General features: G+C 70.6%; 22 protein-coding genes. 9 read left to right on the top strand and 13 right to left on the bottom strand.

The window, feature by feature from the left end:
* The first annotated feature begins 84 nt into the window (after nucleotides 1-84).
* Nucleotides 85-1,221, top strand: coding sequence for a CDP-glycerol glycerophosphotransferase family protein (locus tag AC57BS_RS15840; protein WP_496412394.1), 1,137 nt, complete (start codon nucleotides 85-87; stop codon nucleotides 1,219-1,221).
* A 303-nt stretch (nucleotides 1,222-1,524) separates the two neighbouring features.
* Here AC57BS_RS15840 and AC57BS_RS15835 read toward each other — a convergent pair whose 3' ends face one another.
* Nucleotides 1,525-1,842 carry a hypothetical protein gene (locus AC57BS_RS15835; RefSeq protein WP_496412393.1) on the bottom strand — a complete coding sequence of 106 codons (318 nt, stop codon included), beginning with the start codon at nucleotides 1,840-1,842 and terminating at the stop codon, nucleotides 1,525-1,527.
* Between the two features lie 144 nt (nucleotides 1,843-1,986).
* Entirely contained in the window at nucleotides 1,987-2,493 is a 507-nt protein-coding gene (locus tag AC57BS_RS15830) for a peptide-methionine (S)-S-oxide reductase MsrA (protein WP_496412392.1), read from the bottom strand.
* 183 nt (nucleotides 2,494-2,676) lie between these two features.
* Between AC57BS_RS15830 and AC57BS_RS15825 the strand changes: the two genes are divergently transcribed.
* The 3 genes from AC57BS_RS15825 to AC57BS_RS15815 all read left to right on the top strand — a co-directional run bounded on the left by AC57BS_RS15825 (nucleotide 2,677) and on the right by AC57BS_RS15815 (nucleotide 6,201).
* On the top strand, nucleotides 2,677-3,198 hold the full coding sequence (locus tag AC57BS_RS15825) for an SGNH/GDSL hydrolase family protein (protein ID WP_496412391.1): 522 nt from the start codon (nucleotides 2,677-2,679) through the stop codon (nucleotides 3,196-3,198).
* 765 nt (nucleotides 3,199-3,963) lie between these two features.
* Nucleotides 3,964-5,100, top strand: coding sequence for a sensor histidine kinase (locus AC57BS_RS15820; RefSeq protein WP_496412390.1), 1,137 nt, complete (start codon nucleotides 3,964-3,966; stop codon nucleotides 5,098-5,100).
* 81 nt (nucleotides 5,101-5,181) lie between these two features.
* A complete protein-coding gene (locus AC57BS_RS15815; protein WP_496412389.1) occupies nucleotides 5,182-6,201 on the top strand; it encodes an NAD-dependent epimerase/dehydratase family protein in 1,020 nt (339 codons plus the stop codon).
* 15 nt (nucleotides 6,202-6,216) lie between these two features.
* Here the strand turns inward: AC57BS_RS15815 and AC57BS_RS15810 are convergent, their stop codons facing one another.
* Genes AC57BS_RS15810 through AC57BS_RS15795 form a run of 4 tightly spaced genes read right to left on the bottom strand, consistent with a single transcriptional unit; the run spans nucleotide 6,217 to nucleotide 12,406 of the window.
* Complete coding sequence (locus AC57BS_RS15810; protein ID WP_496412388.1) at nucleotides 6,217-7,413, bottom strand: amidohydrolase; 1,197 nt, start codon at nucleotides 7,411-7,413, stop codon at nucleotides 6,217-6,219.
* Between the two features lie 12 nt (nucleotides 7,414-7,425).
* Entirely contained in the window at nucleotides 7,426-8,415 is a 990-nt protein-coding gene (meaB, locus tag AC57BS_RS15805) for a methylmalonyl Co-A mutase-associated GTPase MeaB (RefSeq protein ID WP_496412387.1), read from the bottom strand.
* Nucleotides 8,415-10,598 (bottom strand): methylmalonyl-CoA mutase, encoded by a 2,184-nt coding sequence (gene scpA / locus AC57BS_RS15800; protein ID WP_496412386.1) that lies wholly within the window; start codon nucleotides 10,596-10,598, stop codon nucleotides 8,415-8,417. The genes meaB and scpA overlap by 1 nt, the downstream gene beginning before the upstream one ends.
* On the bottom strand, nucleotides 10,595-12,406 hold the full coding sequence (locus tag AC57BS_RS15795) for a methylmalonyl-CoA mutase family protein (RefSeq protein WP_496412385.1): 1,812 nt from the start codon (nucleotides 12,404-12,406) through the stop codon (nucleotides 10,595-10,597). Before AC57BS_RS15795 ends, scpA begins: the two co-directional genes overlap by 4 nt.
* Before the next feature lie 148 nt (nucleotides 12,407-12,554).
* On the opposite strand from AC57BS_RS15795, the gene AC57BS_RS15790 reads away from it, so the two are divergent.
* Together AC57BS_RS15790 and AC57BS_RS15785 are read left to right on the top strand one after the other, a co-directional pair.
* Nucleotides 12,555-13,781 (top strand): hypothetical protein, encoded by a 1,227-nt coding sequence (locus AC57BS_RS15790; RefSeq protein WP_496412384.1) that lies wholly within the window; start codon nucleotides 12,555-12,557, stop codon nucleotides 13,779-13,781.
* 50 nt (nucleotides 13,782-13,831) lie between these two features.
* Nucleotides 13,832-14,599, top strand: a complete 768-nt coding sequence (locus AC57BS_RS15785) for a DUF4328 domain-containing protein (RefSeq protein WP_496412383.1) — start codon at nucleotides 13,832-13,834, stop codon at nucleotides 14,597-14,599.
* Nucleotides 14,600-14,606: 7 nt separating this feature from the next.
* Here the strand turns inward: AC57BS_RS15785 and AC57BS_RS15780 are convergent, their stop codons facing one another.
* The 3 genes from AC57BS_RS15780 to sdhC form a co-directional block, all read right to left on the bottom strand.
* Nucleotides 14,607-15,383, bottom strand: coding sequence for a succinate dehydrogenase/fumarate reductase iron-sulfur subunit (locus AC57BS_RS15780; protein WP_496412382.1), 777 nt, complete (start codon nucleotides 15,381-15,383; stop codon nucleotides 14,607-14,609).
* Nucleotides 15,380-17,278, bottom strand: coding sequence for a fumarate reductase/succinate dehydrogenase flavoprotein subunit (locus AC57BS_RS15775; protein ID WP_496412381.1), 1,899 nt, complete (start codon nucleotides 17,276-17,278; stop codon nucleotides 15,380-15,382). The genes AC57BS_RS15780 and AC57BS_RS15775 overlap by 4 nt, the downstream gene beginning before the upstream one ends.
* Nucleotides 17,279-17,351: 73 nt before the next feature.
* A complete protein-coding gene (sdhC, locus tag AC57BS_RS15770; RefSeq protein ID WP_496412380.1) occupies nucleotides 17,352-18,173 on the bottom strand; it encodes a succinate dehydrogenase subunit SdhC in 822 nt (273 codons plus the stop codon).
* A 145-nt stretch (nucleotides 18,174-18,318) separates the two neighbouring features.
* Here sdhC and AC57BS_RS15765 point away from each other — a divergent pair, with 145 nt between their 5' ends.
* From AC57BS_RS15765 to AC57BS_RS15755, 3 genes are read left to right on the top strand one after another with little or no spacing between them, the layout of a single operon-like run.
* A complete protein-coding gene (locus AC57BS_RS15765; protein ID WP_496412379.1) occupies nucleotides 18,319-19,032 on the top strand; it encodes a succinate dehydrogenase cytochrome b subunit in 714 nt (237 codons plus the stop codon).
* Between the two features lie 32 nt (nucleotides 19,033-19,064).
* Complete coding sequence (locus AC57BS_RS15760; protein WP_496412754.1) at nucleotides 19,065-21,101, top strand: fumarate reductase/succinate dehydrogenase flavoprotein subunit; 2,037 nt, start codon at nucleotides 19,065-19,067, stop codon at nucleotides 21,099-21,101.
* Nucleotides 21,102-21,103: 2 nt separating this feature from the next.
* The gene (locus AC57BS_RS15755; protein ID WP_496412378.1) at nucleotides 21,104-21,847 is read left to right on the top strand and encodes a succinate dehydrogenase/fumarate reductase iron-sulfur subunit; all 744 of its coding nucleotides are present in this window, start codon (nucleotides 21,104-21,106) and stop codon (nucleotides 21,845-21,847) included.
* 266 nt (nucleotides 21,848-22,113) lie between these two features.
* Here the strand turns inward: AC57BS_RS15755 and AC57BS_RS15750 are convergent, their stop codons facing one another.
* The 4 genes from AC57BS_RS15750 to trpS form a co-directional block, all read right to left on the bottom strand.
* Nucleotides 22,114-22,914: a hypothetical protein gene (locus AC57BS_RS15750; RefSeq protein ID WP_496412377.1), complete on the bottom strand. Its 801-nt coding sequence runs from the start codon at nucleotides 22,912-22,914 to the stop codon at nucleotides 22,114-22,116.
* 423 nt (nucleotides 22,915-23,337) lie between these two features.
* Nucleotides 23,338-24,402 (bottom strand): YihY/virulence factor BrkB family protein, encoded by a 1,065-nt coding sequence (locus tag AC57BS_RS15745; protein WP_496412376.1) that lies wholly within the window; start codon nucleotides 24,400-24,402, stop codon nucleotides 23,338-23,340.
* A gap of 2 nt (nucleotides 24,403-24,404) precedes the next feature.
* Nucleotides 24,405-24,914 carry a 2'-5' RNA ligase family protein gene (locus tag AC57BS_RS15740; RefSeq protein WP_496412375.1) on the bottom strand — a complete coding sequence of 170 codons (510 nt, stop codon included), beginning with the start codon at nucleotides 24,912-24,914 and terminating at the stop codon, nucleotides 24,405-24,407.
* A 9-nt stretch (nucleotides 24,915-24,923) separates the two neighbouring features.
* Nucleotides 24,924-25,943 carry a tryptophan--tRNA ligase gene (trpS, locus tag AC57BS_RS15735; protein WP_496412374.1) on the bottom strand — a complete coding sequence of 340 codons (1,020 nt, stop codon included), beginning with the start codon at nucleotides 25,941-25,943 and terminating at the stop codon, nucleotides 24,924-24,926.
* Nucleotides 25,944-26,086 lie beyond the last annotated feature (143 nt).

Genomic DNA, 26,086 nt, shown 5'->3' with positions numbered 1-26,086 from the left:
GAGGAGGGCCCGGCGCGATGCGCCGGGCCCTTCTGCTTGCCCCGAACAGGTCCTGCGTGGGTGCCCTGCGAGTAGAATCTGGTCGTGAACGACGTGTCCGTGATCGCCTACTTCGCCGGCGACCCGACGAGGACCTACCAGCTCGCCCAGTGGCTGGAGGTCCTCGAGATCCTCGACCGGGTCCACCCGGTCGGCTTGGTGCTGCGCGACCCCGACTCCGCCGAGCTGATCGGCTCGCGTACGGACCTCACCGTCCTCACGGCGCCGTCCTTCCCCGAGCTCACCGAGCTCTACGCCGGGCTCGACGCCAAGGTCGTGCTCTACTGCAACAACTCGGTGCTCAACTTCGAGTCGCTCGTCGACAGCCGCATGCTGCACGTGCACGTCAACCACGGCGAGAGCGACAAGCAGTCGATGGCGAGCAACAACGCCAAGGCCTACGACCGGGTCTTCGTCGCGGGTGGCGCCGCCGTCGAGAGGTACGTCACCGGACTGCTCGACTTCGACGCGTCACGGCTCGTCCGGATCGGCCGGCCCCAGCTCGACCTCCCCCGTACGCCCCTGCTCGAGCCGAGCCCGCGGCGCACGGTGATGTACGCCCCGACGTGGGAGGGCGACGCGGAGTACAACGACTACACCTCGGTCGAGGTGCTCGGGGCGCAGATCGTCCGGGCGATCCTCGAGGTCCCCGACGTCCGGCTGGTCTACAAGCCGCACCCCAAGGTCACCACGAGCCTCACCCCGGCGATCGCCGAGGCGCACCTGCTCATCATGGGACTCATCGACGACGCCGCCCGGCTCGACCCCGAGGCCGGGCACACGCAGGTCCTGACCGGCGACATCCTGGCGGTGATGCCCGGGTGCGACGCCATGGTCACCGACGTGTCCTCGGTCGGCCTGGACTGGCTCTACCTCCACACCGACAAGCCGATCTTCCTCACCGACCCCCACGGCGACGTCGAGGCGCTGCACCACCAGGCCCCGATCAGCCGGTGCGCCGACATCGTCGACCCCACCAGCGTCGAGCACCTGACCTCGCTCCTGGCCGACCGGCTCGCGCACGACGAGCACCACCTGGCGCGCGTCGCGATGCGGCACCACTACTTCGACGACCTGCACGTCGGTGACAGCACCGTCCGCTTCCTCGCCGAGGTGAGCCAGCTGGTGGCGCTCCGGGACCAGCTCATCGCAGGCGGAGCGGCCGCGGCGATCACTGCCTGAGGTGGCGCGTCGCGCGTCAGAGCCGCCTGAGGACGTAGACCAGGCGCGTCGTCGCCCCGGTGCAGACTGATCCACCCGACTTCGCCATGCCGACTCCCCCGTTGTGCGCTCCCGAAGCGTGACGAACGGCCGCTGGAGTCTCGGGTCACCAGCGGCCGTTCGAGACAGACCTTAGACACGTGAGCGGGTGACCGCAGCAGAACCAGCAGATCAGCGCCGTGGACTCTGGGTCCACCGGAGTGCCCCTGCCCTGAGCCCGAGCCACCCGCTTCGGCTCAGCTGTGCGGTGTCCGTGACGCCGTGTCAGACAAACAGGCCGACCACGCCGGTGAACGCAAACCATGCACCAAGGAAACCGGCAATGACCAGCGCGATGGTGCCCAGCCGCGAGGGATCGGTCCGGCGTGAGTGGAAGCCGAGGATGACTGCAGGTACCGCTACGGCCAGGACGATCAGGTGCAATGCGACGCCGAACCACCGGGACCCCGCCTCCGAACCGCCGTCAGTACTGGCGGTCGAAACGAGATACAGCGGTAGCAGAACGACGATGACCCCGAAGCCTAGGGCGACCGCGACCCAGCCGATCCGAGTGCGGGGTGCGAACGATCGTGACGCGCTCATCGCATTCCCTTCTATCCCTCCCTGTTCGCCTGAGCACTGCTATCCCCTGCCCGGCACCCCCTCCAACGATCAGTGAGACGCCAGTGAGGCGCGCGACACGTCACGCGATCCCAAGGGCGAATTCGCACGAGCTACGCCTCGCCTCTAGGTGGACGAGGAGAGGTTCTCGGACGCGTCGTCCTGGCAAGGGAACGGGAGACTAGAGACGTTTGGGTAACGTTGCAGGTAGTCCTGGTCGTCGGGCCCGCTCTCCCAGAACACTCCCTCTTGGCTGATCCTGGTCACCGTCTTGCCGAGCCAGTGCCCGGACGCGTCGACGTCACGGATCATCCCCTCGGCCACCCGGCGCTGCTCCTCGCTGGTGTAGAAGATCTCGGAGCGGTAGATGGACCCGACCACGTCTTCGTCGAGGTCGGCTCGGTGAACCTGAAAGAAGACCTCCAGGAGTCCCCGATACGAGAGACGCTCGGGGTCGAACACCACTTTCACGACTTCCGCGTGGCCGCGGGGGTCTTCTTCGGTCGGGTTGTCGCCCTCGCCGCCCATCCATCCGTGTCGAGTGGAAAGCACTCCCGCGGGTTGGGAGAGGAGTGACTGCATGATCCAGGCGCAGCCTCCAGCGAGGATGGCGGTCTCGGTGCTTTCGGCCATGGTCGACTCCCTTCGTCGACGAGACACTCGAGGCTACTTCTGGGGCCACGCGAAAGCCACACGATGCGCAGGTCCGGGAGTCGGCCAACCACCCTGACCCGCCCGCTCATCGGAAGATCGCGCTGTCGCGGCGACAGCGGACGTGTCCGGTGATGGCGTGGGGCCTTCTTCTACGGTGGCTCCGTGCGCACGGTGTTCATGGGGGACAGCCACCTGGCCAGGCTGCGTCGGGAGCTCCAGAGATTCCCTGGCGACGTCCGCAATGCGGCCGAGGGTGGCGCCTCCTCGCGCGACCTGCTGAGGCAGGCGGACGCGGTTGGTCTGCACGACTCCGACCTCGTGGTCCTGTCGGTGGGCACGAATGATGCTGCTCCGTGGAAGAAGGTCCCCGTGACCGAGTTCGTGCAGGCGCTGTCGATGTTCGTGGCATCCCACTCGCCGCGCGGCTGGGTGTTCGTCGCTCCACCGGGAGTGGTCGAGGGACGTGTGACGGGAACACGTGATCGCACGAACGGGGTGATCAACGCCTATCGGCTGGCCGCGATCGAGGTGTGCGAAGACGTCGGCGGCCACGTCGTGCGCACAGACCTCATGCTCGAACCCTTGGGAGCGAAGGCCTTCGCAGAGGACGGAGTCCATCTCAACGGGACCGGCTATCGCGTTCTGGTTCCCGCCATCCAGTCAGCCTGCGAAGCGCTTCAGTAGCTTCGGACCGCGACGGGCGTGCACCGATCAGTACAGCTAGAAGACGAAGATCAGCAGCAAGAGCGCTGTGATGGCCAGCGAGACGAGCAGCGAGCCGGCACAGCCGAGTCGGTTGCTAAAGAAGAGGAACATCAGAGACTCCTTCGGGTCTGTCGCTCCGGGATTCGTCGAGGCACGCATGCCCTCAGTGCTGAGTCCTGCGGCCTGTCGGGAGCAGCGTGGTGGCCGCGTGGACCACGGCCGCGCTGAGCATGCCCAGGACTTGACCGATCGAGCGGACGTACACCGGAGTCACCGGTTGGTCTCAGCGCTGACGCGTCGGTCGCTCGTGCGTGGCGGGGTGGCGTTGGTGGTCGACATGGATGTCTCCGTGGTGACTGAAGCTGGCGTGCCCATGGTCTTGAGCCCCATGCACGGTGACGTGCAGTTGCACGCCTGTACCCCGTTCCGCGCGGCGCATGCCGTGACGAGCTGTGGGGTACGCCTCACACGTCACGGACACCGACTCCGCGCGAGCAGGGCGATGGACGGCGCGTCGGGCTGCTCGAGATCTCTCTCGAGCACGGGGCCCTCCGGCCCCACCAGCTGCGTCGTCATGATCACATTCCACCAGAGCCCACGACACCGGTTCCTTCGATCTGAGCGTGGAAATGACCCTCGGAAAACTCTTTTCGAACACAGTTCCACCACACCACAATACGTGTGAGGACTCCGTGGCCGGGTACGGTGCCCTGCAAGACACTCGGAGATCTCGGAGGTCCCCAGATGGCACTCGGCGAGCCTGATCGCTCCCCGTCGACGCCCGCGACCCTCGGCGAGGGCGCCCTCGCGCAGGGCACCGAGCGGTACGCCTCGATGTTCACCCACCACCCTCACGCGGCCTACAGCGTCGACGACCGCGGCTTCTTCACCGACGCCAACGACCGCGCGCTGGAGATGGCTGGCCTGACCCTCGAGGAGATGCGGAACGCCCACTTCGCCCAAGTCGTCCACCCCGACGACCTCCACGTCATCCAGACCGGCTTCGAGGCCGCCATGGCGGGCGAGCCCCAGGTCATGGACGCCCGCGTCGTGAGCACCGAGGGCGAGATCACCGAGATCCGCTGCACCGCGATCCCGGTCATCGTCGGCGGCGAGGTCGTCGGCGTGCACGGGGTCTCGGAGGACGTCACCGAGGCCAACCGGGTGCTGCGCGAGCTCGAGGCCGCCAACGCCGCCAAGACGCTGTTCCTCGCCACCGTCAGCCACGAGGTCCGCACTCCCCTGGCCGCGATCGTCGGCGCGTCCGAGCTCCTGATGGACTCCGACCTCGCGCCCGAGCCGCAGCACTTCGCACGGATCGTGCACCGCTCCGGCGAGCGCCTCATGCACGTGGTGGAGGACGTCCTCGAGTTCTCCGGCCTGGAGGCGCACCAGACCGTGCTGCGCGACGGCGCGGTCGACCTACGCGCCGTCATCGAGGACGTCGAGTCCTGGGCGTCGTGCCAGGCCGACAGCCGCGGCCTCGCGATCACCTTCGCCGTCGACGACGCCGTCCCCGCGACGGCCGTCGGCGACACCCGGCGCATCAACCAGATCATCACCAACCTCGTCCAGAACGCCCTCACCTTCACCGAGCGCGGCACCATCGACGTACGCGTCAGCAGCCGCCCGTGCGGTGCGGCGACGTGGGTCGAGGTCGAGGTCCGCGACACCGGCATCGGCATCGCCGCGTGCCACGTGCACGACCTCTACCAGCCGTTCGTCCAGGCCGATCCGCTGACCGCGGGCGACCGCAAGGGCGTCGGCCTCGGGCTCGCGATCTGCCGCAAGCTCGTCGACCTGATGGGTGGCCGGCTCACGGTCGAGTCGACGCTCGGCGAGGGCAGCACCTTCACCTTCGGGGTCCCGCTCGGCCACTGAGCAGGCCCGGTTGCCGGTCTATGCCACCGTGCTCCGAGGCCCGGAGAGGCCTACGCTCGGGACACCCCGTGAGGAGCCGACATGGGCACACGCGTGATGGTCACCGGGGCCAACGGACACCTGGGCCACAACCTCGCCACCGACCTGCACGAGCGTGGCTACGACGTGCTCGCGAGCGTCCGCGACGCCGACGACCCGGAGAAGACCGGCCGGTTGCGGGCGGCCGGGGTGAGAGACATCGTCTCCCTCGACGTGACCGACGGAGACCGCTTCCGCGACGCTGTCGCGGGGGTGGAGGTCCTGTTCCACGTCGCCGCGACCTACCGGTACTGGACGCCGGGCCCCGAGGCGGACGCCCAGATGGTGCGCGACTCGATGGAGGGCGCCACCAACGCGGTCCGCGCGGCTGCCGCGCAGGGCGTACGCCGTCTGGTGCTGACGTCCTCGACGGTGACCCTGCCGTTCGCGAGGACGCCGGAGGCGAAGGTCGACGAGTCGAGCTGGCGCACCGACCTGCGCGTGCCCTACTTCCGCGCCAAGACCGAGGCCGAGCAGGCCGCCTGGGCGCTCGCCGAGGACCTCGGCGTCACGATGGTGGCGATCCTGCCGGGGGGCATCCTGGGGCCGGGGTTCGTCCGCGGCACCCCGAGCACCGACCTCGTCGAGAACATCATGCGCGGGGCCTACCGCACCGGCGTGCCGCCCACGAACTTCCCGGCGGTCGACGTCCGCGACGTCGTACGGGCCCACGTGCTCGCGGCCGAGGGCGAGGTGACCGGTCGGTTCGCGGTCATCAACGACGTCAGCCCGACGCTGGCCGACCTGGTGCGGATCATGCGGGGGATCGACTCCCGCGTCCCCCGCTCGTGGATGACGCTGCCGGCCGCAGCGATGTCGGCCGGACCGTTCTTCGACGCGGTCAACGCCCGCCTCCTCGGCACCAAGCGGATGGTCAACGACGAGTTCGTGGGCTCGGTGAAGGGCCTGTGGTGGGCGGTGTCCAACGACCGAGCGGCACGCGAGCTGGGGTGGCGTCCCGAGATCACCCTGGAGCAGAGCCTCGCCGACACCATGTCGACGCTGCGCTCGCTGGGAGTCTGATCCGGGCCGAGCCCGTCAGGCGCTGAGCGCGGTCACCGCGGCCTCGGCGAGCACCCGGGCGGCGATGGTGGTGGCGCCCTCGTCGACGCGCAGGTTGCCCTGGTGGAGGTCGTACGTCGGCCCGCCGGGGGTGCGCGTGCCGAGTCGCGCCATCGCGCCGGGCACCGAGTCGAGGTACCACCCGAAGTCCTCGCCGCCGAGGCTCTGCGTGGTGGTCACGTGGCCGTGCTGGCCGAGGACGTTCTCGACCCCGATGCCGAGCAGGCGGGTCGACTCCTCGTGGTTGACCACGGGCGGCACGCCGCGCTGGTAGGTCACCTCGGCGGTCACGCTGTAGGGCGCCACGATCGAGGTGATCAGCTGACGGATCAGGTGCTCGGCGTCGGCCCACGCAACCGCGTCGAGCATCCGGACGGTGCCGGCGACGACCCCGCCGTGCGGGATCACGTTGTGCGCCGAGCCCGCGCGCACCATGCCCCACACCACGCTGACGCCCGCGCGGGGGTCGAGGCGGCGACTGAGGATCGCGGGGAGCTCGGTGATGACCTTGCCCAGGGCGAAGGTGAGGTCCTCGGTGAGGTGCGGCCGCGAGGTGTGCCCCCCCTTGCCGATGAGGCGTACGGTCAGCGCGTCGGCGGCGCCGGTCAGCGGTCCCTCGCGCAGGCCGACGCGGCCCACGTCGAGGCTCGGGTCGCAGTGCAGGCCGAAGACGTGCGAGACACCCTCCAGCGCCCCCGCCGAGATCAGGTGCAGCGCCCCACCGGGCATGACCTCTTCGGCCGGCTGGAACAGCAGGCGCACGCGACCCGGCAGCAGGCCGCGGGCGGCGACCTCGGCCAGCGCGAGCCCGGCACCGACCAGACCGGCGGTGTGCACGTCGTGGCCGCAGGCGTGGGCGACACCGGGGTTGGTGCTCTTCCACGGGTCGGAGATGAGGTCGTCGATCGGCAGCGCGTCGAGGTCCGCGCGCAGCGCCACGAGCCGCCCGACATGGCCGATCTCGGCGAGCACTCCCCCGCCCTCCGGCCGCGTCACGGTCCAGCCCGCTCCGTCGAGGGCGGACACCACCGCCGCGGAGGTGCGCTCCTCGGCCCAGCTCAGCTCGGGGTGGGCGTGGAGGTCGCGGCGCAGGGCGACGAGGTCCTCGGCGTACTTGTCGACGGTCTCGGCGATGACGGGGGTGGCGGGGGTGGCGGGGGGCGTGGATGGCATGACCGACCCAGTCTAGGTGGCATCCCCGTCGTAGGCGGCGAGGAGCCGGTCCGCGGCCAGGGGCGCGGGCAGCTCGCCCGACAGCACGGCGCGGCGTACGTCGTCGCGCACCGCGGCGACTCCCGGTGAGGACTTCAGCCGCTGGTCGAGCTCGTCGCGCACCAGCGCCCAGGTGAAGTCGAGCTGCTGCCCGGCCCGCTTGTGCGCGAGACCGTCCTTGCCGAGGTGCTCGCGGTGGGCGCCGACCCGTTGCCAGACGTCGTCGACGCCCGCGCCGGTGAGGGCCGAGCACGTGACGACGGGAGGTGCCCACTCCGCGTGGCCGCGCACCATCCGCAGGGCGCCGGCCAGCTCGCGGGCGGCGACGCGGGCGTCGGCCTCGTGGTCGCCATCGGCCTTGTTGACCGCGACCACGTCGGCGATCTCGAGGATGCCCTTCTTGATGCCCTGGAGCTGGTCGCCGGTGCGGGCGAGGGTGAGGAAGAGGAAGGTGTCGACCATCCCGGCGACGGTGACCTCGGACTGCCCCACGCCGACCGTCTCGACCAGCACCACGTCATAACCGGCGGCCTCGAGCACCAGCATCGCCTGCGTGGTCGCGCGGGCGACGCCGCCGAGCGTGCCCGCCGACGGGGAGGGCCGGATGAAGGCGCAGGGATCGACGGACAGTGCGGCCATCCGGGTCTTGTCTCCGAGCACGGAGCCGCCCGTACGCACCGACGACGGGTCGACGGCCAGCACCCCGACGCGGTGGCCGGCCTCCGTCAGCCGGGTGCCGAGCGCCTCGATGAAGGTCGACTTGCCGACGCCGGGGACCCCGGAGATGCCAACGCGCGTGGCCGCAGGGCGCTCCGTCGACGCGAGCTCGGTGAGGAGCTCACGCGCCGCCGCCCGGTGCTCGGGCCGCGACGACTCGACCAGCGTGATGGCGCGCGAGACCGCCGCACGCTGCCCCGCACGGACTCCCTCGACCAGCGCGGCGACGTCGACCGGGCGGGCCATCAGGAGGCGTGCTCGTCCCGCAGCCGCGCCAGCAGGTCGAGCGCCGACTCCGCGATCACGGTGCCGGGCAGGAACACCGCCGCGGCGCCCATCTCGTGCAGCGTCTCGACGTCGTCGGGCGGGATCACCCCGCCGATGACGACCATGATGTCGGGGCGGCCCTGGTCGGCCAGCGCCTGCTTGAGCGCAGGCAGCAGCGTCAGGTGGCCGGCGGCGAGCGACGACACCCCGACGATGTGCACGTCGGCGTCGACCGCCTGCTGGGCGACCTCCTCCGGCGTCGAGAACAGCGGCCCCACGTCGACGTCGAAGCCGAGGTCGGCGAACGCCGTCACCACGACCTTCTGTCCGCGGTCGTGACCGTCCTGGCCCATCTTGGCCACCAGGATGCGCGGGCGCCGGCCCTCCTCGGCCTCGAACTCCTCGGTCGCCTTCAGCACCTCGGCGACCTTGGTGCCCTCGGCGGTGCCTGCCTCGTCGCGGTACACCCCGCTGATCGTACGGATCACCGCCTGGTGACGGCCGTAGACCTTCTCCAGCGCGTCGGAGATCTCCCCGACCGTGGCCTTGGCGCGGGCCGCGTCGACGGCCAGCGCGAGGAGGTTGCCGTCGAGGGAGCCGCCGCCGGCCGGACCGCGCTCGGCCGACGCGGTCAGCGCGTCCAGCGCCCGGCGTACGGCGTCGTCGTCGCGCTCGGCGCGCAGCCGCTCGAGCTTGGCGACCTGCTGGCGGTAGACGTCGTCGTTGTCGACGCGGAGCACGTCGAGCCGGTCCTCCGCGGCGAGGCGGTAGGTGTTGACGCCGATGACCTTCTGCGCGCCAGAGTCGATCCGCGCCTGGGTGCGCGCGGCCGCCTCCTCGATGCGCATCTTGGGGATGCCCTGCTCGATCGCGGCGGCCATGCCGCCGGCCCGCTCGGCCTCCTGGATGTGCGCCCAGGCGCGCTCGGCGAGGTCGTGGGTGAGCTTCTCGACGTAGTAGGAGCCGGCCCACGGGTCGATGACCTGTGTGGTGCCCGACTCCTGCTGCAGCAGCAGCTGGGTGTTGCGGGCGATGCGCGCGGAGAAGTCCGTCGGCAGCGCGATCGCCTCGTCGAGGGCGTTGGTGTGCAGCGACTGGGTGTGGCCCTGCGTCGCGGCCATCGCCTCGATGCAGGTGCGTCCCACGTTGTTGAAGACGTCCTGCGCGGTCAGCGACCAGCCCGAGGTCTGGCTGTGCGTGCGCAGCGAGCGCGACTTGGGGTTCTGCGGGTCGAAGTCGTCGACCAGCCGCGCCCACAGCGCCCGGGCCGCGCGCATCTTGGCGACCTCCATGAAGAAGTTCATCCCGATGGCCCAGAAGAAGCTGAGCCGCGGCGCGAACTGGTCGATCGTCATGCCGGTCCCGAGGCCGGCGCGGATGTACTCGACGCCGTCGGCCAGCGTGTACGCCAGCTCGAGGTCGGCCGTCGCTCCGGCCTCCTGGATGTGGTAGCCGGAGATCGAGATCGAGTTGAAGCGGGGCATCTTCTGCGAGGTGTAGGCGAAGATGTCGCTGATGATGCGCATGCTCGGCGCGGGCGGGTAGATGTAGGTGTTGCGGACCATGAACTCCTTGAGGATGTCGTTCTGGATGGTCCCCGCCAGCTGCTCCGGCTTCACCCCCTGCTCCTCGGCCGCCGCGATGTAGAGCGCGAGCACCGGCAGCACCGCGCCGTTCATCGTCATCGACACCGACATCTCGTCGAGCGGGATGCCGTCGAAGAGGGTGCGGGTGTCGTAGATCGAGTCGATCGCCACGCCGGCCATGCCGACGTCGCCGCGCACGCGCGCGTGGTCGGAGTCGTAGCCGCGGTGGGTCGCGAGGTCGAAGGCGACGCTCAGGCCCTTCTGGCCGGCCGCGAGGTTGCGCCGGTAGAACGCGTTGGACTCCTCCGCGGTCGAGAAGCCGGCGTACTGGCGGATCGTCCACGGCTGGGTGGTGTACATCGTCGGGTAGGGCCCGCGCAGGAACGGCGCGAGACCCGGCCACGTGTCGAGGCCGTCGAGGCCCTCGAGGTGCTCGGGGCCATAGACCGGCAGGACGTCGATGCCCTCCGGGCTCGCCCACGGCTCCCCGCCGCCCTCACTCGGCGGTCGAGTAGCCCGCGAGGGACGAGCGGGCGTGTCGAGACCCACCTCGGCGAAGTTCTTCGGGATGCTCATCGTGCCAGCTCCTGCCTGATCCGGCCGAGGAAGCCGAGCGCATCGACCCCCATGGCACACGAGTCGTCGACGTCCGTGACGGTCCGCTCCCCCGGCTTGCCCGCCAGCACGACGTGGGTCGCCCCGGCGGCCCGCAGCGCGGCGACGAGGTCGGCGCCCCACTCGGCGTACGCCGCGTCGGTGCCCGCGAGGCACACCACCGGCTGTCCGTCATAGGCCGCCGTCACGTCGTCGACGCCGGCGGTCGCACCGGCCGCCTCGACGGCGACGCCTCCCGCCGCGAGGAGGTTGGTCGCGAAGGTCGCCCGTGCGGTGTGCGCCGCGACGGAACCCATCGTGGCGAGGAAGACCGGCCGCTCCGCGGGCTCGGCGCGCATGTCCTCGTAGGGCGCGGCGTAGCGCACGCCGCGACGGCCCCACGGTGCCCGCTCGGGCAGCACCTCGTCGAGGTTCGGGAACTCCGAGATGCCGGTCAGCGGGCGGGAGCGGTCGGCGATGCCGGCGTCGCGCGCCGCCCGGACCGCCGCGACGCGCTCCTCCACCCCGGCCACCGCCCGCTCGCCGAGACCACCGTCGGACTCGATGCGACCGAGCTCGGCCCACGCGGCGACGGCGAGGTCGTCGGTGAGCTTCTCCACGGCGTACGCGCCGCCGGCCGGGTCGGTGACCGCGGCGACGTGCGACTCCTCGATCAGCAGCGACGAGGTGTTGCGCGCGATGCGGCGGCCGAGGGCGTCGGGCACCCCGAGCCGCTCGTCGAACGGCACCACGGTGATCGCGTCGGCGCCGCCGACGCCGGCGGCGAAGGCGGCGACGGTGCCGCGCAGCATGTTGACCCACGGGTCGTGCCTGGTCATCATCGCGCGGCTGGTGACGACGTGCTGGCGCTGCGGGACCTCCCCGGCTCCGCTCGCCTCGAGCACGCGCGCCCACAGCCGGCGGGCGGCGCGGAGCTTGGCGATCGTCGGGAACTGCTCGTCGGTGGCGGCGTAGCGGAACTCCAGCAGCGCGGCAGCCTCGTCGACGGGCAGGCCCGCCTCGGTGAGCAGGCGCAGGTAGTGCACGCCCACCGCCATGGTCCAGCCGAGCTCCTGGGCGTCGCTCGCCCCGAGGTCGTGGAGCGCGGTGCCGTCGACCACGGCACCGAGCACGCCGAGGGTCTGCGCGCGGCGTACGGTCGCGACGAAGGACTCCGCGACGAGGCGCTCGCCCTCGGCGACCCCTTCGCCGAGCAACAGCGCGGTCGCCGGGTCGGCGGACAGGTTGTTGCCGGGGTGGGGGTCGTTCGCGGTGTCCTCGAGCAGCCGCGCCAGCGCCTCCGACTGCTCCGCGCCCGGCCGCTCCAGCGTCACCGGGGCGAGGTCGAGGAGCACGCCGGCCAGCGCGGCAGCCAGGTCCGTGCCGGGCTCGACGTCGAGGTGGAGCGAGGTGGCACCGTTGTCGAGGTCGACGAGCGCCGCCTCGTTGACGGCCGCGGCGTCGGCGCCGGCCAGCGACGCCCTCACGTCCCAAGCGCCGGCGCGCTGCGGTCGCCCGCTGGTGACGAGCCCGTCGAGGTCGGACTGCTGGCCGATCGGCGCGACGTCGATCCCGTCCAGCGTCGTACGCCTCAGCGCCGCCCACACGTCCGAGTCGGGCGCGTCCTCGCCCAGGCGGCGTGCCTTGCGCAGCACCGCCGCGGTCGCCGCCTCCCAGGCGGCGGCGTCGTAGGAGTCGTCGTCACCGACGAGCCGGAGCGAGCCCTCCTCGGGCTGCAGCTCCGCGGGCTCGTCGAGGCCGCCTTCGAGAACACCGTCCGGGTCGGTCATGTAGCGCAGGATAGGACGGTCGTCACCTGACGGACACTGTGCGGGCTATGGGATAGGTCACCGTCCCGCGCGGACGGTCCGAGAATCCCGCTCGGCCCGGGACGCCAGCCCCATGCGCCGGCGTCGGCCGCTGCCTACGGTCGCCCCCATGGCAGACGTCTTCCTGCACGTCGGGCTGGCCAAGACCGGCACGACCACCATCCAGGCGGCCCTCGACGCGAGCACCGACCAGCTCGCGGCAGCGGGCGTGCTCTTCCCAGGGGGCCACCGCGCGCAGCGGCTGGCAGCCTACGACCTGCTCGGCCAGCGCGTGCAGGGCGAGGAGCGCGGCCAGGCGGCCGGGGCGCTCCGCCGGCTGCTGGCGGAGGTGTCGGCGTACGACGGCGCGCGGGTGGTGGTGTCGGAGGAGGAGCTGTCCCTCGCCCGCCCACGGCAGGCGCAGCGGCTGGTGCGCCGCCTCGACGGACACCGGGTCTTCGTGGTGGTGGGGGTGCGCGACATCGCCCGCACGGTGGTCTCGGCGTGGCAGCAGACAGTCGTCAACGGCGGGACCGTCACCTGGCACGACTTCATCAGGTCCGTGCGCGAGCAGGACGGCGCCCCACCGAGCGAAGGGATGTCCTTCTGGTTGCGGCACGACGTCCTGCGCGTCATCGACGCCTGGGCGTCCGCCGTGCCCGAGGGGCGGATCCGGCTGGTCACCGTGCCGCCGCCCGGCGCCGGCGGCACGACCCTGCTGTCCCGGTTCGGCGAGGCCACCGGCCTCCCCCGGGACTGGCCCGGGGACGCCCCCGCCAGCCGCAACGCCTCGCTCGGGGCCGCGGAGATCGAGGTCGTGCGGCGCCTCAACGAGTCGGTGTCCGGACGGCTCAACACCCACCAGCACCGCTTCGTGGTCGAGGCGGGCATCCGGGCCCGGCTGGTCGGGGCCTCCGGCCGGGCGCTCGCGCTGCCTGCCGAGCACACCGCCTGGGCACGGTCGTACGGCGAGGACCTGGCGGCCGCGCTGGAGCGCCGCGGCCTCACCGTGCACGGCGACCTCGCGGACCTCGTGCCCCCGCACCGGGACACCGCCGGCCCGCCTCTCGACGAGGTGGTCGACGCCGAGCTCCTCGCCGCGACGCAGGCCGCGCTCGCCTCCCTCGCGCTCGACCACGGTCGGCTGTTCCGCCGCTACCGCCGTGCCTTCGCCGACGCGGAGGGCCGCTGGCCCGGGACGGCCGAGGTGGCGGGACTGCTGACCAGCCAGGCGAGGGCCGGCGGCTTCCACCTCCGCAAGTGGGCGCTGCACCGGGCCGACCACCACGCGGCCGTGGCGAGCGCCGCCCGGGCGTACCTCGCCCACACCGCCCGCCCGGGTGGGCGGCGAGCCTGAGCTGCGGCGTTCTCCTCCCGCTCGCGCGCGCGGTAGGACATCATGCGGGCATGACTGCCCAGGGGGAGGGTTGGTTCGCCGACCCGCAGGACGCGTCCAGGCTGCGCTGGTGGGACGGCACGCGCTGGACCGAGCACGTCCACCCGACGACCGGGGCCAGCCAGTGGGACACGCCGCTTCCGCGGTGGTGGTCGGGCTTCTCCTTCGTCGTCCAGGCAGCGCTGCTGGGCTGCGTCGCGGCGTCGTCCTTCACGTTGTGGGTCGACCTCGAGACCCTCGCCTTCGTCGAGGAGGTGCGGCTGCGGCCCGACTCCGTCTCGGTCGCCGACGGCGAGCGGATCGACCGGCTCACGGTGTGGACCGCGCTCGAGGTGCTCGCGATCCTCGTGACGGGGGTGCTGTTCGTCGTGTGGCTCTACACCGTCCACCGGAGCTCGCGGATGGACCGCCGGGCGATGCGCCACACGTCCGGTTGGGCGATCGGCGGCTGGTTCGTCCCGGTGCTCAACCTGTGGCGGCCGTTCCAGATGGTCTCCGACGTGCGGCGGGGCGCGACCGGCGACGCCGACGCCCGGGTGTCGTTCCGCCAGGGCTGGTGGTGGGGCACCTGGGTCGCGCTCAGCGTGATGTCGGGCGTGGTCAGCGCCCTCTACAGTCGCGTGGCGTCGGCCCCGGTAGGTGGCGAGTACGTCGACGCACTGGCCGATGCTGCGTCGTGGGAACGGTTGTCGAGCGGACTCAGCATCGTCTCCGCGCTGCTGGCCGTCCTGGTGGTGCACGAGATCCGCGCCCGGGTCCTCGCGCCGGCCGAGGACTGAGCCCGCCTCACACCTCGGTGCGGCCGTCGTTGTCCTTGTTGCGGAGGCCGATCTTGTTGCCGAGCCACACCAGCGGGTCGTACTTGCGGTCCACCACCCGCTCCTTCATCGGGATGATCCCGTTGTCGGTGATGTGGATGCCCTCGGGACAGACCTCGGTGCAGCACTTGGTGATGTTGCACATCCCGAGGCCGGCCGCGTCCTGCGCGAGCTGGCGGCGGTCGTGGGTGTCGAGCGGGTGCATGTCGAGCTCGGCGTAGCGGATGAAGAACCGCGGGCCGGCGAAGTGCTGCTTGTTGTCCTCGTGGTCGCGCACCACGTGGCACACGTCCTGGCACAGGTAGCACTCGATGCACTTGCGGAACTCCTGGCCGCGCTCGACGTCGACCTGCATCATCCGCCGCTTGCCGTCGGCGTCGCGGGGCCCGAGCTCGGCGTACGGCAGCTCCTTGGCCTTCTCGTAGTTGAAGGACACGTCGGTGACCAGGTCGCGGATCACCGGGAACGTCCGCATCGGGGTGACGGTGATCGTCTCGGCCGGGTCGAAGTCCGAGAGCCGGGTCATGCACATCAGGCGCGGGCGGCCGTTGATCTCCGCGCTGCACGAGCCGCACTTGCCGGCCTTGCAGTTCCAGCGGATCGCCAGGTCGCCCGTCTGGGTCGCCTGGAGCCGGTGGAGGGCGTCGAGCACGACCTCGCCCTCCGACACCTCGACGGTGTAGTCGGTGAGGTCGCCGCCGTCGGCGTCGCCCCGCCACACGCGCATCTTCAGGTCGTAGCTCACTTCTCAGCCTCCTTGGCTTCGACCGGCTCAGCCGGCGGCGGGTCGAAGAGCTGCTTGAGGTCGTCGGGCATCGTCGGCAGCGGCTTCTCGGCGATGTCCACGCCGGCACCCGTCGCGTCGAGCGAGAGCACCAGGTTCTTCGCTCCCCACTCCGGGTCGGGGCCCGGGAAGTCGTCGCGCGTGTGGCCGCCGCGGGACTCCTGCCGGGCCAGCGCGGCCCTGGCGATGCACTCGCTGACCAGAAGCATGTTGCGGAGGTCGAGCGCGAGGTGCCAGCCGGGGTTGTACTGCCGGTGTCCCTCGACGACCATCCCCGCTGCCCGCTGCTTGAGCCGCTCGAGCTCGGCCAGCGACGCCTCGAGCTCGGAGGCGGTGCGGATGATGCCGACGAGGTCGTTCATCGACTGCTGGAGGTCGTGCTGGATCGTGTAGGGGTTCTCGCCACCCTCGACCTCGAAGGGCGCCAGCGCGTCGGCCTGCGCGGCCCTGACGTCCGCCTCGTCGACCGACGGCCGGTCACCGCGCTGGTCGAGGGAGCTGGCGTGGGCCGCTGCGGCCTCGCCCGCCCGCTTGCCGAACACCAGCAGGTCGGAGAGCGAGTTGCCGCCGAGCCGGTTGGAGCCGTGCATCCCGCCGCTGACCTCGCCCGCGGCGTACAGGCCGGTGACGGCCGACTGCTGGGTGTCGGCGTCGACCTCCACGCCGCCCATCACGTAGTGGCAGGTCGGGCCGATCTCCATCGGCTCGGCGGTGATGTCGACGTCGGCCAGCTCCTTGAACTGGTGGTACATCGACGGCAGCCGCTTGCGGATGTAGTCGGCGTCGCGGCGGCTGGCGATGTCGAGGAAGATGCCGCCGTGCGGTGATCCGCGCCCGGCCTTGATCTCGGAGTTGATCGCGCGTGCGACCTCGTCGCGGGGCAACAGCTCGGGCGGACGGCGGTTGTTCTTCTTGTCCTCGTACCAGGCGTCTGCCTCCTCCTCCGTGTCGGCCGTCTCGGCCTTGAAGAAGTCGGGGATGTAGTCGAACATGAACCGCTTGCCCTCGGAGTTGCGGAGGATGCCGCCGTCGCCGCGGACCGACTCGGTGACCAGCAGCCCCTTCACCGACGGCGGCCAGACCATGCCGGTCGGGTGGAACTGGACGAACTCCATGTTGATGAGGCTCGCGCCGGCGCGCAGGGCGAGGGCGTGCCCGTCGCCGGTGTACTCCCAGGAGTTCGACGTCACCTTGTAGGACTTGCCGATGCCGCCGGTCGCGAGGATCACGCTCGGCGCCTCGAAGGTGATGAAGCGGCCGGTCTCGCGCCAGTAGCCGAACGCCCCGGCGACCCTCCCGCCCTCCTTGAGCACCTCGGTGACCGTGCACTCCATGTAGACGTCGATGCCGAGCTGGACGGTGCGCTGCTGGAGCGTACGGATCAGCTCGAGGCCGGTGCGGTCGCCGACGTGCGCGAGCCGGGCGTACTTGTGCCCGCCGAAGTCGCGCTGGGAGATGAGCCCGTCCTCCGTGCGGTCGAACAGTGCGCCCCAGTCCTCGAGCTCGAGGACCCGCTCGGGCGCCTCCTGCGCGTGCAGCTGGGCCATGCGCCAGTTGTTCAGCATCTTGCCGCCGCGCATCGTGTCGCGGAAGTGGACCTGCCAGTTGTCCTCGGGCCACCGGTTGCCGAGCGCCGCGGCCGCGCCGCCCTCGGCCATCACCGTGTGGGCCTTGCCGAGCAGCGACTTGCACACCACGGCCGTACGGGCGCCCGCCTCCTGCGCGGCGATCGCGGCGCGCAGCCCGGCACCGCCGGCACCGATCACCACCACGTCGTACGCGTGGCGCTCCATGCCGCCCCGTGCCTCGGGAGACATCTCGTTGCCGGTCATCGGATGTCTGGACTCGTTGATCATCTGGAGCCTTTCGGGGTCCCCGCGGCGTTGTCAGCGGAGGAGCGAAGCGGGGGAGATGAGAACGTCGTGGGGATCAAAAGAACCTCACGTCCTGGATCGTGCCGGTGGCGAGCAGGTAGATGTAGAAGTCGACGACCGCGACCGAGAAGAGCGAGTACCACGCCCACTTCCCGTGGCTCTCGTTGAGCCGCGAGACCCACGTCCAGAGCCGGTAGCGGACCGGGTGCTTGGAGAAGTGGCGCAGCCGGCCACCGACGACGTGGCGGCAGGAGTGGCACGAGAGCGTGTAGAGCCAGATGAGCACCACGTTGGCGAGCATCAACAACGTGCCCAGCCCCATGTGGATGCCGGAGGTCTCGCCGTCACCCAGGGCGTACTCCGCCGGCATCGGGCGGAAGGCGAGCACCACGTCGAAGGTCAGAACCAGGCCGACCAGCACCGCGGCGTACCAGAACCAGCGGTGCACGTTCTGCAGGATGAGCGGGAACCTCGTCTCGCCGGAGTAGGCCTGGTGGGGCTCGGCCACGCCGCAGGCCGGCGGGCTCAGCCAGAACCCCCGGTAGTAGGCCTTGCGGTAGTAGTAGCAGGTCATCCGGAAGCCCAGCGGGAAGATCAGGATGATGAGCGCGGCGGACAGCGGCCACCACGCGAACGGCTGGCCGAAGTCGGAGGCGCCCTCGACGCAGTCGCCCAGGCAGGGCGAGTAGAACGGCGACAGGTAGGGCGTGGCGTAGTAGTCGCGGCCCATGAAGGCGCGCACGGTCGCGAAGACCACGAAGCCCGAGAACACCACGAACGTCGCGAGCGGGGACAGCCACCAGCGGTCCTGGCGCAGGGTCCGCGCCTCGATGTGCGCGCGGCCCGGACTGGTCACGCCGTGGTCGGTCGATGCCATGCATCCTCCAAGAGGCCCGGGAGCGGTCGGGACGACGCCCACGACTATGGCGTGTGTCACACCTGAGCGGAAGACAACGCGCCCAGTGAAACCTCACACGGACTCGGCGCGTCTTGCGCGTGAACGCCGCGATACCGTGGGCGTCGTGGCAACCCAACTCACTCCCCCCCGGCTCGTGAAGGGCGCGCGGGCCTCCCGCACGACGATCGCCCTCAAGCTGGGCATGGCGGTCAGCGGCTTCATCTTCCTCGGCTTCGTGCTCGCGCACATGTACGGCAACCTCAAGGCGTTCGCCGGTCAGGACGCGTTCAACGAGTACGCCCACCACCTGCGCGAGCTCGGCGAGCCGATGCTGCCGCACGAGGGCGCGCTCTGGATCCTGCGACTGGGCCTCATCCTCTCGCTGGTGGTGCACGTCTACTGCGCCGTCGTGCTGTGGCGCCGGGCCGCGCGGGCCCGCACCACCAAGTACGTCGTGAAGAAGGACACCGGCGCCACCCGCGCCAGCCTGATGATGCGCTGGGGTGGCGTGACCATCCTGGTCTTCCTCATCTGGCACCTGCTCAACTTCACCATCGGCAAGGTCAACCCGCAGGGCGGCGCGACCGACGACCCCTACCTCCTCATGGTCGACACCTTCGACCTGTGGTGGATGACGCTGATCTACCTCGTCGCGATGCTCGCCCTCGGCGCCCACCTGCACCACGGCATCTGGAGCGCCGCCCAGACGCTCGGCTGGACCGGCACCGCGGCCAAGCGCCAGCGGGCCAAGACGTTCGGCTTCGTCACCGCGCTGATCGTCTCGGTCGGCTTCTCCCTCGTCCCGCTCGCCGTCCTGGCCGGCATCATCACCAAGTAAGGGGTCACCGCACAGTGAGCCACGACATGGACATGCCCGACACCGTCAGCGCGGCCGAGGCCTCGGCCAGCGGGCTGCTCGACGGCGACTACGACGACGCCGCGGGCTACTACACCCCCGGAGCGCCGCTGGTCGACACCAAGGCGCCCGACGCCCCCATCGCCGAGCGGTGGCAGACCCGCAAGTTCGAGGCGCGCCTGGTCAACCCGTCCAACCGCCGCAAGCTGTCGATCATCATCGTCGGCACCGGCCTGGCCGGCGCCTCGGCTGCCGCCACCCTCGGGGAGGCCGGCTACAACGTGAAGTCCTTCTGCTACCAGGACTCCCCGCGCCGCGCCCACTCCATCGCCGCGCAGGGCGGCATCAACGCCGCGAAGAACTACAAGGAGGACGGCGACTCCGTCCACCGGCTCTTCTACGACACGGTCAAGGGCGGCGACTACCGCTCGCGCGAGTCCAACGTCTACCGGCTGGCCGAGGTCAGCACCAACATCATCGACCAGTGCGTCGCGCAGGGCGTCCCGTTCGCCCGCGAGTACGGCGGCCTGCTCGACAACCGCTCCTTCGGCGGCGTGCAGGTCTCCCGCACGTTCTACGCCCGCGGCCAGACGGGCCAGCAGCTGCTCATCGGCGCGTACCAGGCCCTCGAGCGCCAGGTCGCTGCCGGCACGGTGGAGACCTTCACCCGCCACGAGATGCTCGAGCTGATCACCGTCGACGACAGCTCCGGCCAGAAGCGTGCCCGCGGCATCGTGGCCCGCGACATGGTGACGGGCGAGATCCAGACGCACGTGGCCGACGTCGTCGTGCTCGCCTCCGGTGGCTACGGCAACGTGTTCTACCTGTCGACCAACGCGATGGGCTGCAACGTCACCGCCGCGTGGCGCGCGCACCGCAAGGGCGCCTACATGGCCAACCCCTGCTACACGCAGATCCACCCGACCTGCATCCCGGTCTCGGGCTCGCACCAGTCCAAGCTGACGCTGATGTCGGAGTCGCTGCGCAACGACGGCCGGATCTGGGTCCCGAAGAACCAGGCCGACTGCGACAAGGACCCGCGCGACATCCCCGAGGAGGACCGCGACTACTACCTGGAGCGGATCTACCCCTCCTTCGGCAACCTGGTCCCCCGCGACATCGCCTCGCGTGCGGCCAAGAACGTCTGCGACGAGGGTCGCGGCGTGGGCCCGGAGGTCGACGGCGTACGCCGTGGTGTCTACCTCGACTTCTCCGCCGCCATCGAGCGGCTGGGCGAGAAGGGCATCACCGAGAAGTACGACAACCTCTTCGACATGTACGAGCGGATCACGGGCGAGAACCCGTTCGAGGTCCCGATGCGGATCTACCCCGCCGTGCACTACGTCATGGGCGGCCTGTGGGTCGACTACGACCTCCAGTCCACGATCCCGGGCCTGTTCGTCACCGGTGAGGCCAACTTCTCCGACCACGGCGCCAACCGGCTCGGCGCCTCGGCGCTGATGCAGGGCCTGGCCGACGGCTACTTCGTCCTCCCGCACACCATCCGCGACTACCTCGCGGACGGGCCGTTCGAGGAGATCACCGAGGACCACCCGGCCGTCGTCGAGGCGCGCGAGTCGGTCAAGGGCCGCATCGACCACTTCCTGTCCGTCAACGGCACCCGCAGCGTCGACTCCTACCACCGCGAGCTCGGCAACATCATGTGGGAGTACTGCGGCATGGAGCGCACCGAGACCGGGCTGAAGAAGGCGATCGACCTGATCCGCTCGCTCAAGGACGACTTCTACCGCAACGTGAAGGTCCTCGGTGGCGCCGAGACGCTCAACCAGTCGCTGGAGAAGGCCGGCCGCGTGGCCGACTTCTTCGAGCTGGGCGAGCTGATGTGCATCGACGCCCTCAACCGGCGCGAGTCCTGCGGCGGCCACTTCCGTGGCGAGTCGCAGACCGAGGACGGCGAGGCGCTGCGCCACGACGACGAGTACGCGTACGTCGCCGCGTGGGAGTGGGCCGGCGAGGACTCGATCCCCGTCCTGCACAAGGAAGACCTGGTCTACTCGGCCATCGAGATGAAGCAGCGGAGCTACAAGTGAGCATGAACCTGACCCTCAAGATCTGGCGCCAGCCGGACGCCTCGTCCGCCGGGGCGATGCACACCTACCAGCTCGCCGACGTGTCCCCCGACATGTCGTTCCTCGAGATGCTCGACGTGCTCAACGAGCAGCTCAACGAGCAGGGCGAGGAGCCCATCGCGTTCGACTCCGACTGTCGCGAGGGCATCTGCGGCATGTGCGGGCTGATGATCAACGGCGACGCGCACGGCCCGGAGGTCACCACGACCTGCCAGCTCCACATGCGCTCGTTCAAGGACGGCGAGACGATCACCGTCGAGCCGTGGCGCTCGGACGCCTTCCCGGTGGTCAAGGACCTCGTCGTCGACCGCAGCGCCTTCGACCGGATCATCCAGCAGGGCGGCTACATCTCGGTCAACACCGGCTCGGCCCCCGAGGCCCACTCGGTGCCCGTCCCCCGCGACGACGCCCTGCGTGCCTTCAACGTCGCCACCTGCATCGGCTGCGGTGCCTGCGTCGCCGCCTGCCCCAACGGCTCGGCGTCGCTGTTCATGGGTGCCAAGATCACGCACCTCGGCGAGCTCCCCCAGGGCCAGCCGGAGCGCGACAGCCGCGTGGTCAACATGGTCGCCCAGCACGACCACGAGGGCTTCGGCGGTTGCACCAACATCGGCGCCTGCACCGCCGCCTGCCCCAAGGAGATCCCGCTCGACGTGATCTCGCAGCTCAACAAGGACCTGCGCACCGCGATCAAGCACGGTCACTGACCGCTGCCGCGTACGTCGTCGAGGGCCGGGGGTCTCCCCCGGCCCTCGCTGCGTCTCCGGGCCGCCGGCTCGGGCGGTGGGTCCCTAGAGCGGTGCGTCAGCCACCTTGCCGAGGTGCTTGGGGAGCGGTGCCACAACCACATTCCATGCGCCACGAATGTGGGTGGCCCACCGCTCCAGGAGCGACATGCTGAGGGTCGCCGCAGGGCGGTGTCACAGCCCCGTTCGCCGGATGGGGAATGTGGCTCCCGCACCGCCCGCGCTGATCACGCCGCGCGAGATGCGCGTACGAGTTCTGCGAGCGGCAGAAACAGCGACTCCCACTGCTCACCGAACACCGGCGGCGGCCCGTCGTACCCCTCCGCCACGAGCGCGGCGTGGACCAACCGGACCGTCGCGCGGGGCGATCGCATCCGCTCCTTGGTGACCTGCTCGTAGGGGACGTCGTGTCGACGGTAGAGCGCATAGCGGTCGATGTCGGCGTTGTACTGGGCGCGATCGTCCTGGTGGTGGCTCCCCTCGTACTCCACGACAAGGCCGTAGTCCTCGAACCACAGGTCCGGCGTGAGCTGGACGCCCGCGCGGAGCTCGATCACCCGGTTGACCTCCGGCACGGGCAGCGTGGCGAAGACCACGTACGCGAACAGCTCGGCCTCGGGGATCGATCGGCAGCGCCCCTCGAGGTGCGGCAGGACGTACGTCGTCTCCGGCACGCCGCGGCGCCACTTCTCCTCGCCCAGGATCTGCTCGAGGAGGCCGAGGTCGAGCCACTTCTTGTGCAGGAGATAGCTCCCGAGCCCGATCGCATCGATGAGCCGGGCTTCCGCGCAGAAGGCCACGAAAGCTGCCTCGACGGTGGTCCCCACGTCGTCGCACGGCGGCATCTTCACGGTTCGGTGCAGGAACACGCCAGTGAGCACGAGGTGGTGGTCACCCTCGATCACGAAATGGAGCGGGAACGCCGAGCCGACGTCGAGCCCGAGCTGACGCAGCCTTGTCACTCCGGTCGTACGCGCGTTCGTGGGCAACGCCAGTCGCGCTGCCTCGGCGTGGTCGGTCCACGTCATCTCGTGGCTCCTGTGGACGTACACGCCCTGATGAAGACGTCGGAACTGCACGCCTTCGAGGACGCGGGCAGGGAGCCCCGTCGCCAGTGCGTACGCGCGCGTGAAGGGACCGTGAAGGAGCTCGGGGGCTACGTGGTGCATGACTCCATCGCGCCACGCCCGAGCCCCGAGCGCCGTCCTGTGACGTCAGGGCTGTGGAAACGCCCGTCGCGACGCACGCTGTGGATGACGGGTGGCTCACGAGTCTGACGAGCGAAACACAGGAGGGCTCCCGGGAGCGGTGCCCCACCCACATTCCAGGGCGGGCGAGTGTGGCTCAGCCACCGCCCGAGCAGGCGACACGAACGACACGCCCGGACGCGGTGGCGCAGCCACATGCAGCGGCGAAGGAACGTGGCTCACGCACCGCTCAGAGGCGGGCAGTCACCGCCGGCGGCGTACGAGCGCGACGAGGCCGAGCATGGAGGCGGCACCCGCGGCGAAGGCGGCCTTCGGCGAGGCGGTCACCCCAGCGCCATCGGCGGCCGCGGTCCGTACGCCGGCGCTCGCCGCGGCGAGGTCGATCCGCGGGCCCTCGGGCATCTGGTCGACGACCCTGCGGGCGTCGCGGATCGCGCGGGCCTCCGGCGAGGTGTGCGCCCAGGCCGCGGCGAGGACGACGACCCGTGAGAAGTAGTTGATCCACACGAGCAGGATCAGGGCGATGCCGAAGGCCTGGACGGCGGGCTGCTCGCGGGTGCTCTGGAGCAGGACCGTGGACAGCTGCTTGAGCAGCTCGAACACCACGGCGCCGAGGACCGCGCCCGACCACAAGGAACGAGTCGGTACGTCGGGGGTGGCGAGGAGCTTGAAGAAGGCGAAGAACAGCAGTGCGCTCGCCGCCAGACCGAGGACCAGGGCGAAGACCCACAGCAGCGGCTTCGCTCCGACACCGAGCCCGACGAGCTCGAGGATGGGCGTGGCGACCTTCGTCGCGACGCCGGAGACCGACACGCTGACGACGAGCACCGAGCCGAGGGTGAGCAGGGCGAGCAGGTCGCGCAGCTTGCCGACGACGAAGTTGGGCTGCTCGCGCTCGGGCTCCTCGAAGACGGCCACCAGCGCCGTACGCATGCCCGAGAGCCAGCCGAGGCCGGAGTAGAGCGCGAGCAGGATGCCGACGCTGAGGATGCCCGGCGCGTTGTCCTGGAACGTCGACAGGGGCAGCTCGCCCTCGTCGTTCCCGATGATTCCGGGCAGGACGTCGCTGATGGCCGTGACGAGGTCCTCGTCGGCGTCGGGGTAGGCGCGCGAGACCAACCCGATGACCGCGAAGGCCAGCGCCAGGATCGGGAAGAAGGAGAGGAAGGCGAAGTAGGTCACCGCGGCGGCGAGTGCGCTGCCGTTGACGGTGCCGTAGTGCTCGACCGCGCGCACGACGTGGTCGACGAACGGCCGCCGCTCCCGCACGCGCTCGACGCGTTCCTTCAGGTCCGAGACGAAGGACATGATCAGCCCAGCCCGTACTCGTGGGTGGGGCGCCACCCGGTGTCGGTGTCGTGGACGTAGAGGCTGAACGCGTCGACGGCGAAGCGGCACTCGAAGGTGGCCAGCTCGTCGAACGCCCGGTCGAGGGTCGGGTCGTCGAGGTGGTGCGCGATCGTGACGTGCGGGTGGTAGGGGTAGTGCAGCTCCACCGCCAGCGGACCCCGGCGTACGGCGTCGGCGAGCACCTCGCAGCCCGAGATCCCCTCGGCCACCGTCACGAACACGACCGGTGACACCGGCCGGAAGGTCCCGGTCCCGCGCAGGTGGATGTCGAACGGCTCCACCGTGGCCGCAACGCCGGCGAGGTGGTCGCTCACCGCGGGCAGCTCCTCCTCGGCCACCTCGGCGGGCGGGATCAGCGTGATGTGCGTCGGGATCTGCGTCGCCGTGGTGTCACCGACACTGGTGCGGTAGTCCTGGAGCTCGCTCGCCCAGGGCTCGGGGATGGCGATGGCTACTCCGATGGTGGGCACCATCCGACCCTAGCGAGTCGCAGGCAGGAAGCCGACCCGGTCGTAGACGTCGCGCAGCGTCGCCTCGGCCACCGCGCCAGCACGCCCGGCGCCCTCGCGGAGGATGCGTTCGAGCTCCGTACGGTCCTCCAGCAGCTCGCGCGTGCGCTCGCGCAGCGGCGTGAGGGTCTCCAGGACGACGTCGGCCACCTCGGACTTCAGGTCGCCGTAGCCGCGGCCCTCGAAGGCGGACTCCAGCGCCTCGACCTTCTCCCCGGAGAGCGCGGAGTGGATCGACAGCAGGTTGCTGACCCCGGGCTTGTTCTCGCGGTCGAAGCGGATCTCGGTCTCCGAGTCGGTCACGGCCGAGCGGAACTTCTTGGTCAGCACCTTGGGGTCGTCGAGGACCCACACGCAGCCCTGGCCGCCGATCGACTTCGACATCTGCTTCTGGGGGATCTGGAGGTCGTAGATCTTCGCCGTGGACTCGAGGATGTAGGGCTCGGGCGGCCGGAAGGTCTTCTTGTAGCGGTGGTTGAAGCGGTTCGCGAGGTCACGGGTCAGCTCGAGGTGCTGGCGCTGGTCCTCGCCGACCGGGACGTACTGGGGGCGGTAGAGCAGGATGTCGGCCGCCTGGAGGATCGGGTAGGTGAACAGCCCGACGCTGGCGGCGCCCTCGCCGCCCTTGGCGGACTTGTCCTTGAACTGGGTCATCCGCCGGGCCTCGCCGAAGCCGGTCAGGCACTGCAGCACCCAGCCGGCCTGGGTGTGCGCCGGCACCTGGCTCTGCACGAAGAGCGTGGCGCGCGCCGGGTCGACGCCGGCCGCGACGAGCTGTGCGGCCGAGACGAGGGTGCGCTCGCGGAGCACCTTGGGGTCCTGCTCGACGGTGATCGCATGCAGGTCGGCAATGAAGTAGAAGGGCTCGAAGTCCTCCTGGAGCGCGACCCACTGACGCAGCGCACCGAGATAGTTCCCGAGGTGGAACGAGTCCGCTGTCGGCTGGATGCCGGAGAGGACCCGCGGGCGTGCAGCGGGTGAGGTCGACATGGCGCCAGTCTCTCACCGCCGCGCGACGCGTCGGCGCGCGGTCCCACGTCCGTACGCGCCCGCTGTCGACGCGGTGCCGACCTGTGACCGACGTCACACTGTCAGTGTGATGTGACTCACCAGTAGGTTTCCGACGTCGGCCG

The sequence above is a fragment of the Nocardioides sp. BGA-UO-ETr-FS32 genome (genome assembly GCF_059567905.1).
Note: the sequence above shows the minus strand (reverse complement) of the source record. Positions and strands in the feature narration are given on the sequence as shown.

Coding starts and splice junctions, on each gene's coding strand:
- AC57BS_RS15830 (WP_496412392.1), bottom strand. CDS start 2,493: ATGGCCGAAAGCACCGAGACCGCCATCCTCGCTGGAGGCTGCGCCTGG.
- AC57BS_RS15810 (WP_496412388.1), bottom strand. CDS start 7,413: ATGCCATCCACGCCCCCCGCCACCCCCGCCACCCCCGTCATCGCCGAG.
- sdhC (WP_496412380.1), bottom strand. CDS start 18,173: ATGGCATCGACCGACCACGGCGTGACCAGTCCGGGCCGCGCGCACATC.
- AC57BS_RS15775 (WP_496412381.1), bottom strand. CDS start 17,278: ATGATCAACGAGTCCAGACATCCGATGACCGGCAACGAGATGTCTCCC.
- AC57BS_RS15760 (WP_496412754.1), top strand. CDS start 19,065: ATGCCCGACACCGTCAGCGCGGCCGAGGCCTCGGCCAGCGGGCTGCTC.
- AC57BS_RS15745 (WP_496412376.1), bottom strand. CDS start 24,402: ATGTCCTTCGTCTCGGACCTGAAGGAACGCGTCGAGCGCGTGCGGGAG.
- AC57BS_RS15835 (WP_496412393.1), bottom strand. CDS start 1,842: ATGAGCGCGTCACGATCGTTCGCACCCCGCACTCGGATCGGCTGGGTC.
- AC57BS_RS15785 (WP_496412383.1), top strand. CDS start 13,832: ATGACTGCCCAGGGGGAGGGTTGGTTCGCCGACCCGCAGGACGCGTCC.
- AC57BS_RS15795 (WP_496412385.1), bottom strand. CDS start 12,406: ATGACCGACCCGGACGGTGTTCTCGAAGGCGGCCTCGACGAGCCCGCG.
- AC57BS_RS15790 (WP_496412384.1), top strand. CDS start 12,555: ATGGCAGACGTCTTCCTGCACGTCGGGCTGGCCAAGACCGGCACGACC.
- trpS (WP_496412374.1), bottom strand. CDS start 25,943: ATGTCGACCTCACCCGCTGCACGCCCGCGGGTCCTCTCCGGCATCCAG.
- scpA (WP_496412386.1), bottom strand. CDS start 10,598: ATGAGCATCCCGAAGAACTTCGCCGAGGTGGGTCTCGACACGCCCGCT.
- AC57BS_RS15750 (WP_496412377.1), bottom strand. CDS start 22,914: ATGACGTGGACCGACCACGCCGAGGCAGCGCGACTGGCGTTGCCCACG.
- AC57BS_RS15815 (WP_496412389.1), top strand. CDS start 5,182: ATGGGCACACGCGTGATGGTCACCGGGGCCAACGGACACCTGGGCCAC.
- AC57BS_RS15820 (WP_496412390.1), top strand. CDS start 3,964: ATGGCACTCGGCGAGCCTGATCGCTCCCCGTCGACGCCCGCGACCCTC.
- meaB (WP_496412387.1), bottom strand. CDS start 8,415: ATGGCCCGCCCGGTCGACGTCGCCGCGCTGGTCGAGGGAGTCCGTGCG.
- AC57BS_RS15755 (WP_496412378.1), top strand. CDS start 21,104: ATGAACCTGACCCTCAAGATCTGGCGCCAGCCGGACGCCTCGTCCGCC.